Below are 18019 nucleotides of genomic sequence, written 5' to 3' on the forward strand. Positions count from 1 at the left end.
CTTTCGCCGAAGCCGACTGCGATCAGTCGGCTTACCCTCACCTAGAGCCATCCATGGCTCTAGAACCTAACGCGATCTAAACCCGCGTCTGCTTAATCTCATCATATGCTTCTAACACCTTATTGCGTACCTGAAGAAGCATCTTAAAGGCTGTATCTGCCTTCTGTGTTGCAATCATGACTTGTTCAATATCATCACGCCGCCCTGCCGAAAGATCTTCCATTGCAGCGGTTGCATCTGCCTGCAATTGATTGACCTGATCAAGCTGACCTTGCAAAACCTGCTTGAACTCTGGCCCAGTCGGCGCAGTACCGGGTGGGCCAAGTGGATTCTGCTTCTGCAGCGGTCCCTTGACGGTTGTTACTGAATTGCCGATCAGTCCTAATGGATCACTCATGGTTCATTCTCACACGGTGGCGACGTTTGCCGCCACAACCCTTGACATCGGCAGAATCATCCGATGATCTGTAACGCTGCATTAATCATGGCTTTAGAGGCCTCAATAGCTGAAATATTTGCTTCATAGGACCGAGCCGCTTCGAGGGCATTCATCTGCTCGACCACAACAGAGACGTTTGGGTAGCCCACATAGCCAGCCTCGTCAGCCCAAGGCGATCCAGGCTCATATCGCATCTGAAAGTCACTTTGGTCTAACTCGATCTCAATGACGCTGACACCTTCAGTGCTACCTGTCATGCCGTCACCGGCGGCCAGTATCGCTGCGCGCCGCCGATAAGGGGCATACTCACCCTTTTCATTAAGGATCGTCTCAGCATTGGCAATGTTGTTGGAAATGACATTCAGCCTTGTGTGCTGAGCGATCAGTCCAGTCGTTGATATATCAAGTGCTTCAAACATTGTGGCTTCCATGCTCGGTGTATAAAGAGGTCTTCATCCAATCAGACCCGCTCAGAAATAGCTGTATTAATGATGTCAAAACGATTCCGTAGCAACTGGGCTGACGCCTGAAACGTCATAAAATTCTTGACCAGATCTTGCATCGTACGTTCAAGACTTCGATTATTTTTGTCGTGAAAAAGGATGTTCTGCCCATCCGATTCTGGTTGAACATTGAGGCCATCTTTAAGAAACTCAACTTGGCTTGTATTGGTCATCTGCAAGCTTTGACTAGCACCACCCGAGCCGCTGCGCCTTTGGTCAATGGCATCCGCAAGTTGGCCTTGAAAGGCCTCAACAGACAAGTCCTGAGCTTGAAAACCAGGCGTCGATAGATTGGCGACATTGTTCGCAATGACCTCATGCCGCGCGGCAGAGAATTGCACCATTCGCTCCAATACATCAAGTCCCATCGAATTTGTTACGCCGTTAATCATTTTATTTCCTAGATTCCTCTATACAGGCAGCAAACGGCGCTCCGAACGCCAAGATCGAGCCTGAGGCCATGTAACAATACCTCAACAGGTGCATTTGGTGCGCAGTGCGCAATCCATGCGCTGTTCTATAGGCTCTGCTCAACGACCTGCATCTCCTTCCATTTCTTCAGTTTCAGACCCAGCGTCCGAACTCCAATTCCGAGCGCTGAAGCACTACGCTGGCGATGCCCATCATGCTTTCTTAGGGTGGCCACGATCGCATCTCGCTCAATCTGCTCAAGCGTGATATCACCAGCGCAAACGAGATGCTCGTTGACTGTCCAGTAGGAGCCATCAATCACTGGAATGTTATGAACCCTGGTATTGACTGGCTTGGTTTCAATTGCAACGCTAAAACGATCTTTCGCAGTAGAACCTAACCAGGGCCCAACAAGTGATTCCTGAATCATGTCATTACTTGATAGCACTGCGGCTCGTTCGCATACATTTTGAAGCTCCCGAACATTACCTGGCCAGGCATATTGCATAAGCCGTTGCATTGCTTGCGGTTCGAATTGCTTGACGTGTCGTCCTTCACGCTGGGCGACCTGCTGAAGGAAGTGAGCGGTCAGCAAAGGAATATCATCTGTATGCTCTCGTAACGGTGGCATTCGCATTGGCAACACGTTTAGACGGTAGAAAAGATCTTCTCTAAACTTTCCATCACGAACTTCGGCTTGCAAATCACGATTAGAAGTCGCGATGACACGAACGTCTACCGAGCGACTCGTACTGGAACCAACCCTCTCAAATGCCTGTTCTTGCAATACACGCAAGAGTTTAGCTTGTAGTTCTGGCGCTATCTCACTGATTTCATCAAGCAGTAGCGTACCGCCATCAGCTAATTCAAAACGACCCTTACGTAGTTTATCTGCCCCAGTAAAAGCACCTCGCTCATGTCCAAACAACTCAGACTCAAGCAGGGTCGACGACAGCGCCGCACAGTTGAGTGCTAGAAATGGGCCCTTAGACCGTTGGCTTTGTTCGTGTATTGATCGAGCAGCCACTTCTTTTCCAGAACCAGATTCACCACACAAGAGGACTGTCGCATGACTGCATGCAATTTTGGCAATCTCTTGCTTGATGGATTGCATGGTCATGCCACCTCCAACCAGTGCATGAGCAGGCATAAGTGAAGCATCCGATGTTTGAGACATCGATGCACGAAGAATTTGATTCTCTTTGACTAAACGACTGTGTTCAATTGCACGCTCTACTGTCTGCAGAAGAATATCACCACTAAATGGTTTCGTAAGATAGTCATAAGCACCGCGCTTCATTGCTTCAACAGCTGTTTCAATTGACCCATATGCAGTCATTACCACAACTGGAACCTGATCATCAATTGGCCCAATAGCGTCAAGAAGCCCCAGGCCATCCATTTCTGGCATCTGTAGATCTGTGACTATCGCATCAAAAGTTCGCTGCGATACGCGCTGCAAAGCAGTAACACCATTGACAGCAGTGACGACCGTATGCCCCTTCTGAGAGAGCGTGCTTGCAACACTGTCACGCATCATTTCTTTATCATCAACAACAAGAATAGTACTCACGGTTGCTTCTCCGTGTCATAAAAGCCTAGTGCTGTGTCATGCCGCCCGATCACGCAATCGGCAGACGATGCTTCCTTAGGTTGGACACCGTCTGGTGGTAGACATAGTTCAATCCGCGTACCTTTACCCTCTTTACTTCGAACCTGAACATGTCCACCATGTGCATCAACAATGCGGTGAACAATCGCAAGACCAAGGCCCGTACCTGTTGCTCGCGTCGTAAAAAATGGATTAAAAATTCGCCCAAGCGCCTTTGCAGGAATCCCTGGGCCATAGTCCTCAACGGCAATAACCACACGATCCATACGCTGGCCATTAGAACACCGAACGTCAGCTCGAAACACTTCTAAGCTCACCATCGGTTCATCATCTGCCTCCAGCAGACTCGCCTCAACTGCATTACGAAGCACATTTGAAATCGCTTGCACTAACAATCCCGAATCTGCCAACAACACTTGGTCGCTAATAGACTGGTTTAAAATGACATTATGATGACCTAATAATCCATCACAATTAGCAAGCACTCTTAAAATGAGTTCTTCCGACTGCGTTTCATCAACACGCAATGAAGACTCTCTTGCAAACAACAAGATATCTCGCACGATCGAATCAAGGCCTGTAATAGCTCTATCAATTTTTTTGCAAATCTTGTTTTGGCCAACAGTTGCCGCCTCGTCATTACCAAGCAGTTGCACATAGAGGCGAATTGAGCCAAGAGGATTTCGAATCTCATGAGCAATACCAGCAGCCATTTCTCCCAGAGCTGCAAGATCGCGAGATCGACGAAGCTGTTCATTCGCCTCAGCCAACTCGCTTTTAAGATGAGTCACTTCTGTCTGAAGTGTTCCATGAGTTGATTCCAGCCGCTCTGTGGCGAGCGTTACTGACCGCATTAACTCTCTCAGCTCTTCAACTGTCGTAGCTTTACGCGGTGTTGTTTCAATCGTTGTCATCGGTTCCCTATCCACATTGATCTGCAAATCTCTGCTTGTCCTCTTCATGACCTGTATTCCGATACGCTTCATGTGCTTCTCGGGATTCTGAGAGATCTTTCATCTCTTGTTGGACCCGATGACTGCTAACCTCGAGGCGTTCCCGATCTTCCTCGTCCCGACGCATAACGATCCCGAGCAACTCTCCAATTTCTTCAACCAAGCTCTTAATCTGTATTTTTTCATCTGATGTCGCACCATCAAGCCGCTCATCAAGATGACTTAGCAATGGAGAAAAATCTTCTTGTGTGGTGCTGAATGAATCAATCAATTCCTGCCGTTGCGAGAGCAAGCCAATGATTGCATCCGTCCGACCTTCTTTAATCATCGCTTCTTGCTGTGTTGCCCTTGCGACTAGTTCATTCACAAGAGTGCGCTGCTGCCGCAATAACTCAATGAGTTCAGCAGCCCACGCCTCAGCGCTGCGGCTCTGATTGTCATTTTTGCTGACATTCTCTTGCATCATCGAACCCATACTTTCTGTCAAGGATCTGTTCCCACCTGAACCGTTGTCGTCACAGGACTACTTTCTATCCATCGCTCCCAGGCCCTTCGATCCATAAGTGCATCAGGCTCCGCAAAGGCACTTTCTGGTATTTGTCCCAATCGAATCATGGCACGGCGATGGGCTGCTTGAGCCTCATTAGCACTCTCTAAATTGGTATATGCATTGACAATTTGCACAAGTGCATAGACTGATGAATGATGTTTTGGATAGCGACGAGCAACTGATTCATATTCCGTAATTGCTTGGTCATAGGTACCAAGTTCGAAAGCACAATCAGCAAAATAGAGACGAGCCAGGCGATCTTCATCTGACAAACTTTTATCTAACGCCAGCCCCTGTACTGGAGTCGACATAATTTGAGAAAAAGTGCTCATAGAACTGCGGAGATATTTTTTCCTCTGCTCTTGCAAAGACTTTTTCTTCTCTTGACTCATTGGCGTCATATCCCGCAATAAACCACTCTGCTCAGCAGCTAATTGTCGATAGCAGTCTCCAATTCGAAAGAGAACTTCGCCACGCCTTGGATCAAGTGGATACCGCACTGCTGCCTGAGTAAGAAACTCAATACCACGAGCCCAACGCCCCTCTTCGTATTCAATTTCACCGAGAAGAATCATGGCATCTCGAAAGTCAATTGCTGCCGGAGCCAGACCTCGATCACCAGATATCACCGCCAACAAGTGCTGTTTCGCTTCAGAGGATCGCTCAAGGGTGCGTAGACATCGAGCCAATGGAACAAAACTGGCCGTGGCTGCTGGGCTCGAAGGATGAAGATCAATAACTTCTTGATAGATTGACGCAGCACTTTCATAATCCAGCTGCGCCTCATGATTGGTTGCTAAACGCTGGCGTATCTCAGGAGCCCGTGCATCACTCACTGGAAAACTAGCTAGATAAGTCTGACAAACTTCAATTGTTGCAGACCGCCATGCTCCCTGATCATAGGACTCACTTGCCAATCGAAGATGGGTTGCCAATTGATGATCATGATTATTTAATGACTGAATAGCCTGAGCGATTTCAAGATGAGTGTCACCGGCTTGCCTATAGAGTTTGTGAGCTTTCGTTATCTCGCTCGCAATACTTTGGTCAGTCGTGAGATTATCTGCGAGCTGCTTACTCGTCGAAGCCAAACGCTCCAAGACAGAAACTGGTGGGTTTTCGCTTGGAAAGAAACCGTTTGCCAAGATAATATAATCCAACGCGAGTACGAGATCGCGCTGCACAATCGCTGCATCATGCCGATCTGTCAACGCAATAGCAATGCGACGGAGTCTTTGTTCGTCACTAGCAGGCGCCATCTCTATGGCTGTACATGCTTCTTGATAGTCCTGAATACTTTCTTGATGCTGCCCTTCAATACTGAAGCCGGCCGCTCGACCAAGCAAGGCATCCGCTCGGAATTTTGTTTGAGGATAATCGAAAATAACTTCATCAAAAAACACGGTTGCTTCGGGAATCTTGCCTTCGGATAAATTCAAATCACCAAGATTCACAAGGACTCTTGCTCGGTGTAAGGATCCCAACTCTGAATTTTGCATTGCTGTATTGAGATGATGACGCGATCGAATGGGATCACCGTTGAGTTCATAGGCCTCACCTAATACGACAGAAATTTCGGCCAGTGTCTCTTTCCCAACGCCAGATGGTGACTGCTCTAACCTTCTCATAAAGACCAATAACTGATCTATCACTTCCTGAGCTTTACCTTGAGCAAGCTCAATCTCAGCCTGCCGCAGCATGAGCCACGCGAGTGTTGACGTATCTTTAGGGATTGATACATCGAAAATAAATGCTTCAAGGATTGCGAGCGAGCGAGCTGGATCATCTTGGTACAGGTCGAGCTCTGCCAATACAATTGCTTGCAGAACTCGGTACATTCCTGGCCGAACTAAATCACCATGAGCTGGATGCGTTGCTTTCGCCCCCAGAAATTCTAATTCGTTACGCGCTTCAAGAATATTGCCACACTCAATCTGGGCCAGTGCCATAGACTCAACTTGCAGATGATTGAGACCACCGCCAACTGCACGTGCACGACCGTAAACATCACAAATTTTTCTTGCGTAGGCTATATCTTTGTTATCTGATGTTAGACGCCAAGCAACCAATAGATCGCCAACCAGTCGAAAGTAGCTGGCTCGCTCAATTGCTGTTGCTTGATCTAGACGAGGCTCAACAGATCCACGGAGTAAGGCTGTTGCTTGTTCCAATTTTCCATCAGCCAATTCCTTGCTTGCCTGACTAAGGACCTTACTGACTGGAACTGGGGGCTCATGCAGAAGCGTGAGGTAGAGGCCTAATCCAATCAAGGCACAGCTGAGCACAATGACTGGAACTGCCCATAGTGATCTAAGCTTCCCAGTACGAGACTCCGGACCAGATACTTGGTGGTCTTTTGTTTGAGCCAAAGCAACATCATCTAAAAGCTGCTGCCTCGCTGCACTAGCAGTGCCCACAGGCACCTGCCCCGACTCTTCAGTGGTATTCGCAGCCGCCACCGAGCCAGGTTTCCCCAGCTTGGTACTCAACGAAGTTCGTGGTGGACTGTCAGTATCCGCCTTCTCTTCAGCTGATCCATCTGGTGCATCCAGATCGCTCAGCTCAGGGCGATTGACATCCTGCCATGGCATCCTGCCGTCCGGCACAAGAGTCTCCATCCAAATCGGGCTATTTGGAGCCAGATTGTCTCGGGCTCCAAATCATTCCCAGATGTAGCGCATCCATGCACTACCGACTCGACTTATCGGCGTCGATTGCGTTGTGCCTCCAGCATTGGCCAGATCAACACGGCTCTACCCCCAATAGATCTGATTTCAGGCCTCTGGCGGAGGAACGATGGCTCTCGTTCGCCGCACAACGAGGGTGCCAGCGGCCTGATCATGAACCCCTTGCAATAGACGGCTCAGGATATTGACGATCACCAGCACTGGGAGCAGCAGCACAATCCACTTAACCACGCTACGAATCAATAGCCGTCGCCGGTCAGGCACCGCCCCATCAAGAGAGATGATCTGACATCCCAGAATTCCCTTACCAAGAGTAGAACGGCAAATTTGCTCAGTGATACCCTCATGAATGACAGTGATTGTCACCATCACTAGATATGGCAGCCCCTCAGTCAGGGTCAGATTCAAGCTCGGTATTCTCAGTAAATCTGAAATATCAGCCTGGAAGATGAAGATCGCAACAATTCCACCAGGAATAAAATCAATCAGAAGTGCCAAGAAACGTGTTGAAAGTGGCATCAACTGGACGCCTTGCGGCAGCGCCATCTCAGCACCCCGAGCCGGTGGACGGACCAACAAGAGCAGCAAGACAAGTCCCATCATAAGAACCGACAGCACCGTCACCTGCCAAAGATCGGGTCCAAAATGGCTGGCTGGTTGGAGCTCTAGGGGCATCCCAATCACTGCTTCATTGTCACCACTCAACGAGGAAGACTGAGCAATCGTCGCCATCGCATTCGTTCGAATGTGCCGGATCATAAAACGCCCAGGACCAAAGATCTCGAGTAATTCGACGCCGCTAGATGTTCCCAGCAATGCCCAGTTTTCTGCCGCAGGCTGGTCAAATTCGAGCAACGGCAATCGTCTATTGGCATAGACATAGGCCAACGAAATCACATCCTCTATCGCTGGGCCACCCATTTCTGCCCCAGGTTGAGCCTGCTCTTGCAGCATCAGTCTTCCACTCACCGTCAAGAGATGCTGTACTTGACTCAAGTCGAGTTTAATGAGCCGTGAATTCCACTTTGATTCTCCACCCTCCATGACCAAGGTCAGAGCTGCTGCCGCATGACCTGAACGAACACCATCAGCAACATTGACCAAAACCGTCACTTGATCGCGAGCGGTACCCTGTGCTGCAAGAAACAGAGGCCCTGTCAGGTCAGAGTCATCCTTCGAATCTGGTTTCACTAATGCGGGAAGCTGATCCCACTTCCCTCGCCTGAGGGCATAAAGTTCTACGTCTTCTAATGACGTTACAACACGATGTCCTTCTGGAGCTCCTGTCCGTCGAGTACCTGGTTCAGGCTGCTGTGACGATGACTCGATCATGACGACCGGCCCCTGCTTTGCGCCTACTGCAGAAATCAAACGACCCTCATTAGGGAGTGGTGGCTCTTGAATCAGATGATCACTTGGACTGGAGAAAAAACGCTCCAGTGTTGCGTTGTAGCCAATTCGTATTGTGAAGACCTCTCTTCGATCTTCAGCGCCCACCTCGGGTGGAAAGACCAGCCAGAGTCGATCTTTACATGCTGCCATAGCCTCAGGAAGAAACGGCAGCTCCAGAATCGTGTTGTAAATTGGTTCCTTTGACGACACTGGAATATGCAGGAGGGATACTGGGCCACCAGCACGGCCTGTTTCAACAGCAAACCAGATGTGATCCTGGCTTGATGTTGCAACGAATCCAGGGCTGACCTGACCACTGACCAGCGGCGCAAAGACCATCAAACAAATTGCAATTAACTTTTTATTGAAAAGGCGCCAAGTCATCTCAGTGGCACCTCAGACTCTTGTTCTGTTGATGAAGGGCTACTTGTCGGTCCAGATACATCGAGTAATCCACCACCAAGCCAACCGCCTTGTTGCCCGCGATTAATTTTTTTAGGCCGGAGCGACTGCGTAAGTCTCTCAAGATCGAACACACGATCCATTGGCTCTTCTTGAACATCAGCATCTGGATTAACTATGCGCAAGGCAATTCTGGCCGGCTCGAACGCGCTCTTCTCAGTCAGATTTGGTGCACTCAAATAAAGGTGTACTCGACCCGGAATCTGAGACGTGGCAAGAACTGAAGTTCCAGGCATCAGCAATGGCGTAAAGGCCGACGGATCAAATTCAACACGGGCGAGCTCTTGCCCACCTACATCAAGCACTCTCATACTGCGAGGCTCATATGAATGAGGCTCGATAAGCCACTGTTGGATACCGCGTCCATCGCTGATACTCATTTCCCAGAGACCTTCAGCTGTTTGTTGCGTCATCACTGACTCAGGTATTTCATCGACCTGGTCGCCCAAGGTGACAAGACCGAGTAACGCCAGCAAACTCATGGATGGTGCTGTTTTTGTATCTCTATCGCCTCGATCATGAATAACAAGCGTGGTGTCGGGACCAGTCATGTCAAAAACCCAAGCCGTCTGTTGATTCTGCCCAGCCCAGAGGTAAGTCTCACCGAGCTTCGCAACCCGCAGTGAGACATTTTCAGGCCGCTCTACCCACAAATCGATGTTGCCTTGTTCGAGGTGGTGGCCATCCTCATCTTCCCAACGTATTTCAAGAACACCGTGGGCATAGAATTGTGTGATTGACGCAATCCGCTGGTTGTATGCACGAACAAGCTCTGCAGATGAAATTTCTGCGGGATGATCAAGCTGCCCCAGCGTCACCTGATCGGATGATTGACAACCCCCAGCAGACACTACTAGGCACAACAAAATCACAAGAATAGATTGACGCTGAGACCACAATTCGAGGGGCCTCATCATGCCCAGAGCACGGGCAATCCAATGACGTGTAAGTTGATTCACGCTTGCAGATCGCCGCGCAACACCTGCCCCAATTGATCAGTCAGTGCTTGAACGTCGTCATCTGTTAATTGTGGGTTCACGATCTCAAACCCACCCGTATCTTGACCACGTCTTTTCAGAAGCCAGACCTCATTTCCTTCTGCATCTGATTCTGTGCGCCCATCAAAACGAAGCAGTCTCTTGCGAATGAGAATGAGTGCGAGCACAAATCGGAAGGCAACCCGCTGCTCTGCAGAATCATCACTGAGCTGCTCGAAGATCTCCATCAGGACTTCGTCGTCTACGAACGGACGATGATTCTCTTGAGCAGTTGGAATGGTGGTACGCCAGAAACCAAATAGGCCATCTGGCCGGTACCCCTCGGCCCAGATTTCTAGGGAATAATCCAGACGGCGAAATCCACCGCCTTCAGGATCATCACAGAGACTGGCCATACATGCATGGCCAGGCAGTAGCTCAATGCCTGTTTTTGCACAGTGGCCCGTCGGTGGCGTGACTTGATAATCAGATCCAAACCGGCTCATATCGTGATACTACGGGATCGAGACCCAAAAGTGCAGTCTTTTGGTCACCCTGGCTTCAAGTCACTGAGATTCAATGCACCTGCGACTTCCTCAAGCAAGAGTGCATACAAGTCACGTGACGTGTCGATGACAGATTTTAAGGCTCCCAGAGTAGATCACTCCTGCTCAAAAACCTATCCGAAGGGCTCCCTGTATATACTTCTTTATAAGGAAGGCGGCAATCAGACGCCGCAGCGAATAGGCAAGCCATGCTGGAATATCTTGGAAGCTATCCACTCTATCAGGTCATTCTTGAAATGGCCGTCTTGTGGATTTGTGTCTATTTCGTATTTCGGTTCGTCCAAGGCACAAGAGCCGCTGGTGCGGTGAAGGGCTTCGCGATTGTCTTAGTTGTCTTCACCCTAATTATCAGGGTCATGACACGCGACAGCGATGCATTTGGTCGCCTCAACTTCATCTATAGCCAGTTTCTCGGTCTATTGGCAATTCTGTTGGTTGTGGTATTCCAACCTGAGTTAAGACAAGCGTTTATTCGTCTTGGACAGGCTCGGCTCTTTGGTGTCGGCAGAGGTCTCGGATCTTCTATTCCAGAGACGATCGCTACAGCGGTAACCTTCCTAAGCAAAAGTCAATTTGGTGCGATCATTGCTATCGAGCGAGAAGTTAAACTGGGTGGCCTTGTGGAACGCGGGCAGACACTCAATGCCGAACTATCCGCAAGTCTCATTGAATCTATTTTCTGGCCCAACAGTCCTCTTCATGATCTCGGTGTTGTCATCAGAGGCAGCCAAATCATTGCTGCTGGCGTACAGTTCCCACTGGCTGAAGAAGGCGTACTACCATCACGATACGGATCGCGACATCGTGCTGCGGTTGGACTTTCAATGGACTCAGACGCAGTGATTGTCATCGTGAGCGAAGAAAATGGCGCTGTCAGCCTTGCTGAGCGAGGGCAGCTTACCTATGACATTCCTCGAGAAGAATTCGAGGCCGTGCTACGTACAAGACTGGTCACCCCTTCAACCGAAGAGGCTCCCACAACCGTTACCGATTCTAAAGACGATTCGCCAGAACAAGATCTGACTGATGCGAATCCAAGCACTGACCAGCAAAATAGCCCCGAAAAAGACCATGACGATCAGCTCGCCTAAACGAAAGTTAACTGGATCATTCGCCCAAACCGCGACTCTAAGGACCAATGAGTAACCCATGAAGACCTCCCCACTTCGTCCAGATCGATTGGTCTCCCATGCGGGACGTCTTCGTTTGTGGGTTGACCGTTGGTTTTCCAAGTCTCGAGTTGGTAGATCCATCTGGAATTACGGCATCATTACGGTCGTGGCTGTCTTGATTTGGTTCTGGGCTGCAGGCGAAACGCGTATGCGCAACGAGATCAATGCACTCGTTAATTTTGTCGTGCCTGATCCAGAGCGATGGGTCACAAGCCCCACGCAGCGAGATATCAGAATTGTCATTGACGGCACACATCGATCAATTGATTTGGCAATCAAGGAAGCTAGCGAAGCGCTGGCTATTGAAGTGCCTGCGCGTCAACAGCGACTCACGCTTGATCTGCTTGATGAACTTCGCCGTAGTGCAGTAATCGAAGACACAGGAGTCAAGATTATCTCAGTGGATCCAACAACGACCACTATTGACATCGACGAGATTATTCAGTCCCCTGCCATAGTCAAATCTAAATTCGTCGGCGCTCAGACAACAGAGGTGAAGATTTTTCCTCCAAACGTCATAATCTCTATGCCACAATCTCTGAGACGAACCCTGGCCGAGAACATCTCGGTCGAGGCATTTGTTAATCGCGATGATATTAAGGACCTTGAGCCTGGAGTCTTACACACACTGGACGTACCTTTGCGAATGCCTGAGGGCCTTGGCACCAATCCTGACGTCACTGTTCAACCAAATATTGTCGAAGTTTCATTCAAACTAGTCAGCCAGACCTATGAGCATCTATTAGATCGAGTTCGAATTCAGGTCGCTGGCCCCCCACAGGATTTCGGTCAGTACGACATTGAGCTCACACCTGGCGTTCTTAATGATGTAAACATCATTGCCAGCGCAGATCTCATTGCACAAATTGCCGCCAAAGAGGCCAAAGTATTTGCTGTTATTTACCTCAGCGCGAATGAGAAGGAACAGCAAATTGCATCAAAGAAGATCTCCTACTTTGAAGCAATTCTGCCAGATGGCACAGGCATTCCTGTGCAAGCCAGTGTCGATGGCAGCAATAAAATGCCCGAAGTACAGGTGGTCATTAAACGCCGCGAAACGCCATCAACACCTGCGAACACGACGAACCCGTAATTCGTTTCTCATGACTCACTCACGCCCAGTGGCTTGCGTGCCATGCCTTCTTGCCGCGGCGTAAGAGAATCGTCTTGCCGTGAAGAAGATCGCTCACTTTGAGCCGCCTCTCAACGGCGTCATCACCAGTCACTTTACTGCCATTGACCGACACTGCACCTTGACTCAGGAAGGTTCGAGCTTCACGCTTTGACTGTGTAAGTGAAGTCTCTGCTAGAAGATCGACCAGCAATAACCCATCACCCTCCAACATCGTCTTTGCGTGTGAGCTATGAGGCACATCTGAAAACACTTCTTCTAATGCCTTCATATCAAGCTTGCTCACCTCACCGCTAAACAATGCTTGACCTGCTGCTTCAGCACGTTCGAGTTCTTCTTGTCCATGAAGCAATCGAGTTGCCTCAGCCGCAAGCGCCCTTTGAGCTTCTCGCTTCTGAGGCTCTTGTTGATGCTCTTGCTCGATTGACTCAATTTCTTCTTTTCCTAGAAACGTGAAGAAACGTAGATACCGGCCGACATCTGCATCAGACGTATTGAGCCAGAATTGGTGAAACGCATAAGGACTCGTGCGATCAGCCGTCAGCCAGATTGCGCCTGATTCTGTTTTGCCAAACTTGGTTCCATCTGCTTTGGTCACTAATGGCGCCGTGATTCCGTATCCTCGCGGCAGTTCATCAGCTTGGTCGATCATATCTCGACGAATCAAATCAATACCACAAACAATGTTCCCGAATTGATCAGAACCTGCAATTTGAATCGTACATTCATGCGCGCGACGCAGATGAAGAAAGTCATAAGCCTGCAGCAACATGTAAGAGAACTCAGTATATGAAATACCTTGCTCTCGATTGTGTAGCCGCTCTCTTACAGAATCCTTCTGAATCATGGCATTCACTGAGAAGTGCTTGCCAACATCGCGAAGCACCTCGAGATATCCCAGTGAACCGAGCCAGTCAGCATTGTTCACCAATACAGCTGCATTCGGATGCGCTTTATCGAAATCAAGAACACGTTTGAAGATCTTACTACACGCTTCAACATTGGCTGCCACCTGCTCGAGTGTCTGAAGCTGTCGTTCACTGTCTTTACCTGATGGATCGCCAATTAGACCAGTGCCGCCACCCATTAATGCAATTGGTTTGTGCCCACAACGCTGCAGATGCCCCAGCATCATAATTGGCACAAGGTTGCCAATCGTAAGACTGTCAGATGTAGGATCAAACCCACAGTAAGCAACCCGACCGGGTGTTGAAAGAAATCCAGGCAACACATCATCAGCTGTGGTTTGGTGTACAAGCCCGCGCCACTGTAATTCTTCTAAGAGGGGTTGAGTCATTTTGGTCATATGCTGAATTGCTGTTGGTCATCAGTATTTGACCAAGTAGCCATCTCCTGCTTACGACGCTGGCCGTTGAGAAAACAAAGCACAATCACAGGCCATGCAATGGCCCATACACCACCACAAATCGAGCTCGCGCCAGCAGTAAGCTTCACCAGCTGGACCGCGGTCTCCCGCTGTTCTTCGCTCATATTGTCTACTTCTGCAACCGATTCCCCAAATTCCTCATCGCTTATTTGACTGAATTCGTAAAGGGACCAAGCAGTAGCAATCACAGCCCAAATGATCGCCACGATGGCCCAAGTATTTAGGATGCCTCGACTCGAACCTTGACGCTGAATAAGACGGATTGATCCAAACAACAACCAGATAGAAACAACAAAACCAATAATAGAAGTTACGACCGAGAATGACGAGGACGCTGCCAGTGGCAAATTTGCCTGGTCAGTCTCGCTCAGTAAACCTGCGAAGAGATTACTCGCGAAGGCAATTAAACAAATTGAACCCAAAATATTGAGCGACGCCAAGATGATGCCAATGACCCCAACCACCGTTGGCCATGTTGTTTTCTTTGGTTGTCCAGAGGGCACGCCGTTAGATACTTCAGACATCGCGGGGTGGGTGTCATCGAAATGATTGCTCATCATGAACGAACTCCAGATAATCTCAAAGAGGCTTCAAAACTGTCGTAGGAAGCGTGCATCGTTCTCATACAACCAGCGAATATCGGAGATGCCATACTTCCGCATGGCGATCCGCTCGATGCCAAGTCCGAATGCATAACCCATCCATTGATCGGGATCGTACCCGACAGAGCGCAGCACGTTTGGATTGACCATGCCACAACCCCCCATCTCACACCATTGCCACTGGTCCTTGATCTTCATCTTCATATCGACTTCGGCTGATGGCTCTGTGAAGGGGAAGAAGCCAGGGCGCATTCGGATCTCTGCCTCGGGGCCAAAATAGGCCTTTGCAAACTCAAAAAGAACCGTCTTCAGATCAACCAGGGTCAAATGACGATCCACTGCAAGTCCCTCGATCTGATGGAACATACTGAAATGCGTCGCATCATGGGTATCAGGCCGGTAGACCCGACCAACAGCGGTCACCTTGATAGGCGGCTCCGTCTTTTCCATGGTACGAATCTGTACCGTTGAAGTCTGTGAACGAAGCATCAATCCACCGTCAACATAATAATTGTCAATGGGATCGCGGGCTGGATGATCCTCAGGCATATTGAGTGCTGTAAAGTTATGCCAATCATCTTCAACTTCTGGCCCAGTAACAGCCGTGAAGCCCATGCGTGCAAAAACTTCCGTCACCTCATCGATCGTTCGGCTCAGAACATGTCGGCGCCCCACACCCATCGCGACACCAGGCTCAGTCAGATCAACCGCTGGCTGACCATCGACCTTCGCACTACCGAGACCTGCCTTGGCCTGCTCAAAAGCAGACTCAAGAACTTTTTTAACTTCATTGAGACGTTTACCAACTGCTGGCTTGTCAGCAGCAACCACGTCCTTGAGCAACGGCATAATCTGACGCAGCTTTCCCTTGGTACCCAGATATGAAATACGCCACGACTCTAAAGCCGAGCCATCGGTAACGCCACCCAGCTCGCTGAGGGCGTTCCTTTCAAGATCTTCCAACTGCTGGAGCATGATCGCCATTGTAACAAAGAGGTTTGTTGTACCCAGACGCCTCAATCACAACCATTTAGATCGGTCAGTGAAATTTCCGAGTGCGTCACTCTGTCTTTTCTTGGCCCGAATCGCCTGCCGCCTCAGTATCTGGCGCCGCATTCTTTGGCTCTTCTGAAACATTTGCCTCAACTTCAGCTGCCTCAACTGGCGGCGCCTCAGTGGCTGTTGCAACCGATTCAGCGGCATCATCTTTGGTATTGCTACCGGCAAATCCCTTACGCAAGCGGGCTGCAAATGCTGCTCTGCGATTACCTATTTCACGTCGCCGAGGTGTACCACTACCAAGTTGTGGGCCATCTTCTTGTCCAACCAGTTGAAGTAGAACTAGATCAGTTCCATCACCAAGTCGATTCTTACCCAGCTTAATGATTCGCGTGTAGCCACCATCACGATCAGCAAAGAGTGGAGCCACTGTTTTAATGATGTGCTCAACAAGACGAGGCGCCTTTCGGACTTCGCCATAGCGATTAAGCTCAATTGCAGATTCATCAGGAAGATCAAAGAAAGCATTACGCTTCTTCGCTGCACTCATACTTGAATCGCGCAACCAGGTAAAGATCTTGCGGTCATTAATCCGTGCCTCGATCTGCCGCCTTGCATGTAGATTCTTACGCTTTGCAAGCGTGATAATCTTCTCTACAAATGGCTGAACTGCTTTTGCTTTGGGCAATGTTGTTTCTATCTGCCCATGCTCAAACAGACCTGCTGCCAAATTGCGCAGCATTGCACGCCTGTGGTCGCCGTCACGACAGAGTTGTTTTCCACCAATTCGATGACGCATATCAGTCGGTCCTCTCATCGCATAAACCCAAATGGGCGAAGCGACTCATTATGATCCCGTTGTAAACGGGTCCTCACGGTTCTCGGGCTCAGAATCCTTCAGCATGCTGCCGATAGATTCTTCCAAATCTTCCAATATCGCCTGATCTGAGGTGAACGTAGTCTTCACACCTTCGCCAGGAGCCTTGTCTTCAGTGACCTGTTCCTGAGTTACTGGCGTCTCGAAGGAACTCTCTTCGCCAGCAACCAAGTCATCGAGGTCATCACTATCATCATCCTCATCATCTAGATTCATCTGTCCGATCAGCTCTGACGAGAGTGGCGTAAGTGGTGGCAGCGGGTCAGCGTGATAGCCATCTGGCAGTCTCATACCCAGCGTGAGACCCAACTCAGTAAGTTTTCGCTTCACTTCGCGAAGCGAGGTCCGCCCGAAGCTCCGTAGCCCCAACAACTCTGGCTCAGATCGTTGAACGAGTTGTGCCACAGATGCAATTTCACCAGAGTCGAGACAGTTGCAAGCCCGAACAGTGAGCTCAAGATCTGCAACCGACATATCCAACTTACGAATCAATTCATCGTCCACAGTCGCTGCCGCACTTGCTTCAGCCGAGACCCGCTCATTACCTAATTCGAAATACTGTACAAATGGATTCAGGTGCTTTCGCAGGATCTTAGAGGCTTCGACCAAAGCCATTTCCGGAAGAATTGTGCCATCGGTCCAGACATCAATGACGAGCTTGTCATAGTTTGTCTTCTGTCCAACACGGGTGTTTTCAACACGAAATCGAACCCGTTGAACCGGAGAGAAAACAGCATCTATTGCCATCTCTCCAATGACTTGATCTTCGTTAGAGCTCTGCAGCTCAGAAGCAGGCTGATAGCCCCGGCCTCTCATTACAGTAAGCTCCATCTCAAAGTCAACAGCTTCAGTAAGTGTCACAATCTTATGAGTGGGATTGTGAATGGTCACTGCTGTATCAGCTTCAATCAAATCCGCTGTGACGTCGCCAGGACCACTTGCTGAAAGTCGCATTGTCTTGGGTTCATCAGAATCAAGGCTGACAACCAGGCCCTTAATGTTAAGGATGATGTCAGTGACATCCTCTAAGACACCCCGCATGGTGGAAAACTCATGTTCCACACCCGCAATACGGCACTTCACAATGGCAGCACCCTCAATACTTGAAATCAGGATCCGACGAAGGCTATTGCCGACCGTCGTCCCTAGACCTCGCTCAAAGGGTTCCGCTATGAAGCGGCCAAAAGTATCTGTTGCCGTATCACTGTCTAATTGAACAACAGCAGGCAATTCTAATCCGCGCCATCGAACATGCATTACTCGAACTCCAATTTAGCAGTATCCACTCTTAGTGATTT

Annotated in this window: 17 protein-coding genes; 2 read left to right on the forward strand and 15 right to left on the reverse strand. The window is 49.4% G+C overall.

Translation table 11 applies throughout. The features are described from left to right. Positions 1-76 precede the first annotated feature (76 nt). The 10 genes from fliE to P8J86_11305 all read right to left on the reverse strand — a co-directional run bounded on the left by fliE (position 77) and on the right by P8J86_11305 (position 10492). Positions 77-397: a flagellar hook-basal body complex protein FliE gene (gene fliE / locus P8J86_11260; GenBank protein MDG2055272.1), complete on the reverse strand. Its 321-nt coding sequence runs from the start codon at positions 395-397 to the stop codon at positions 77-79. Between the two features lie 56 nt (positions 398-453). Beyond that, entirely contained in the window at positions 454-858 is a 405-nt protein-coding gene (gene flgC, locus P8J86_11265; protein MDG2055273.1) for a flagellar basal body rod protein FlgC, read from the reverse strand. 41 nt (positions 859-899) lie between these two features. After that, complete coding sequence (flgB, locus tag P8J86_11270; GenBank protein MDG2055274.1) at positions 900-1334, reverse strand: flagellar basal body rod protein FlgB; 435 nt, start codon at positions 1332-1334, stop codon at positions 900-902. Positions 1335-1459: 125 nt separating this feature from the next. Then, positions 1460-2926, reverse strand: a complete 1467-nt coding sequence (locus tag P8J86_11275) for a sigma-54 dependent transcriptional regulator (protein MDG2055275.1) — start codon at positions 2924-2926, stop codon at positions 1460-1462. After that, positions 2923-3879 (reverse strand): ATP-binding protein, encoded by a 957-nt coding sequence (locus tag P8J86_11280; GenBank protein MDG2055276.1) that lies wholly within the window; start codon positions 3877-3879, stop codon positions 2923-2925. Before P8J86_11280 ends, P8J86_11275 begins: the two co-directional genes overlap by 4 nt. 7 nt (positions 3880-3886) lie before the next feature. After that, a complete protein-coding gene (gene flgN / locus P8J86_11285) occupies positions 3887-4405 on the reverse strand; it encodes a flagellar export chaperone FlgN (GenBank protein MDG2055277.1) in 519 nt (172 codons plus the stop codon). Beyond that, the gene (locus P8J86_11290) at positions 4402-7059 is read right to left on the reverse strand and encodes a tetratricopeptide repeat protein (GenBank protein ID MDG2055278.1); all 2658 of its coding nucleotides are present in this window, start codon (positions 7057-7059) and stop codon (positions 4402-4404) included. The genes flgN and P8J86_11290 overlap by 4 nt, the downstream gene beginning before the upstream one ends. Positions 7060-7242: 183 nt before the next feature. After that, positions 7243-8931 carry an RDD family protein gene (locus P8J86_11295; protein ID MDG2055279.1) on the reverse strand — a complete coding sequence of 563 codons (1689 nt, stop codon included), beginning with the start codon at positions 8929-8931 and terminating at the stop codon, positions 7243-7245. After that, complete coding sequence (locus tag P8J86_11300; protein ID MDG2055280.1) at positions 8928-9968, reverse strand: hypothetical protein; 1041 nt, start codon at positions 9966-9968, stop codon at positions 8928-8930. Before P8J86_11300 ends, P8J86_11295 begins: the two co-directional genes overlap by 4 nt. Then, positions 9965-10492: a hypothetical protein gene (locus tag P8J86_11305; GenBank protein ID MDG2055281.1), complete on the reverse strand. Its 528-nt coding sequence runs from the start codon at positions 10490-10492 to the stop codon at positions 9965-9967. Before P8J86_11305 ends, P8J86_11300 begins: the two co-directional genes overlap by 4 nt. Positions 10493-10740: 248 nt before the next feature. Between P8J86_11305 and P8J86_11310 the strand changes: the two genes are divergently transcribed. Together P8J86_11310 and P8J86_11315 are read left to right on the forward strand one after the other, a co-directional pair. Then, a complete protein-coding gene (locus P8J86_11310) occupies positions 10741-11643 on the forward strand; it encodes a diadenylate cyclase (GenBank protein ID MDG2055282.1) in 903 nt (300 codons plus the stop codon). A gap of 58 nt (positions 11644-11701) precedes the next feature. Then, positions 11702-12817: a hypothetical protein gene (locus P8J86_11315; protein MDG2055283.1), complete on the forward strand. Its 1116-nt coding sequence runs from the start codon at positions 11702-11704 to the stop codon at positions 12815-12817. A 19-nt stretch (positions 12818-12836) separates the two neighbouring features. Here P8J86_11315 and tyrS read toward each other — a convergent pair whose 3' ends face one another. The 5 genes from tyrS to P8J86_11340 form a co-directional block, all read right to left on the reverse strand. Continuing rightward, on the reverse strand, positions 12837-14162 hold the full coding sequence (gene tyrS / locus P8J86_11320) for a tyrosine--tRNA ligase (protein ID MDG2055284.1): 1326 nt from the start codon (positions 14160-14162) through the stop codon (positions 12837-12839). Beyond that, positions 14159-14803, reverse strand: coding sequence for a hypothetical protein (locus P8J86_11325; protein MDG2055285.1), 645 nt, complete (start codon positions 14801-14803; stop codon positions 14159-14161). Before P8J86_11325 ends, tyrS begins: the two co-directional genes overlap by 4 nt. A 30-nt stretch (positions 14804-14833) precedes the next feature. Next, a complete protein-coding gene (gene pheS, locus P8J86_11330) occupies positions 14834-15820 on the reverse strand; it encodes a phenylalanine--tRNA ligase subunit alpha (protein MDG2055286.1) in 987 nt (328 codons plus the stop codon). Between the two features lie 85 nt (positions 15821-15905). After that, complete coding sequence (gene rplQ / locus P8J86_11335; GenBank protein MDG2055287.1) at positions 15906-16643, reverse strand: 50S ribosomal protein L17; 738 nt, start codon at positions 16641-16643, stop codon at positions 15906-15908. A gap of 48 nt (positions 16644-16691) precedes the next feature. Then, complete coding sequence (locus P8J86_11340; protein MDG2055288.1) at positions 16692-17978, reverse strand: DNA-directed RNA polymerase subunit alpha; 1287 nt, start codon at positions 17976-17978, stop codon at positions 16692-16694. Positions 17979-18019: the final 41 nt, after the last annotated feature.

The organism is Phycisphaerales bacterium, from assembly GCA_029268515.1.
Taxonomy (GTDB): domain Bacteria; phylum Planctomycetota; class Phycisphaerae; order Phycisphaerales; family SM1A02; genus JAQWNP01.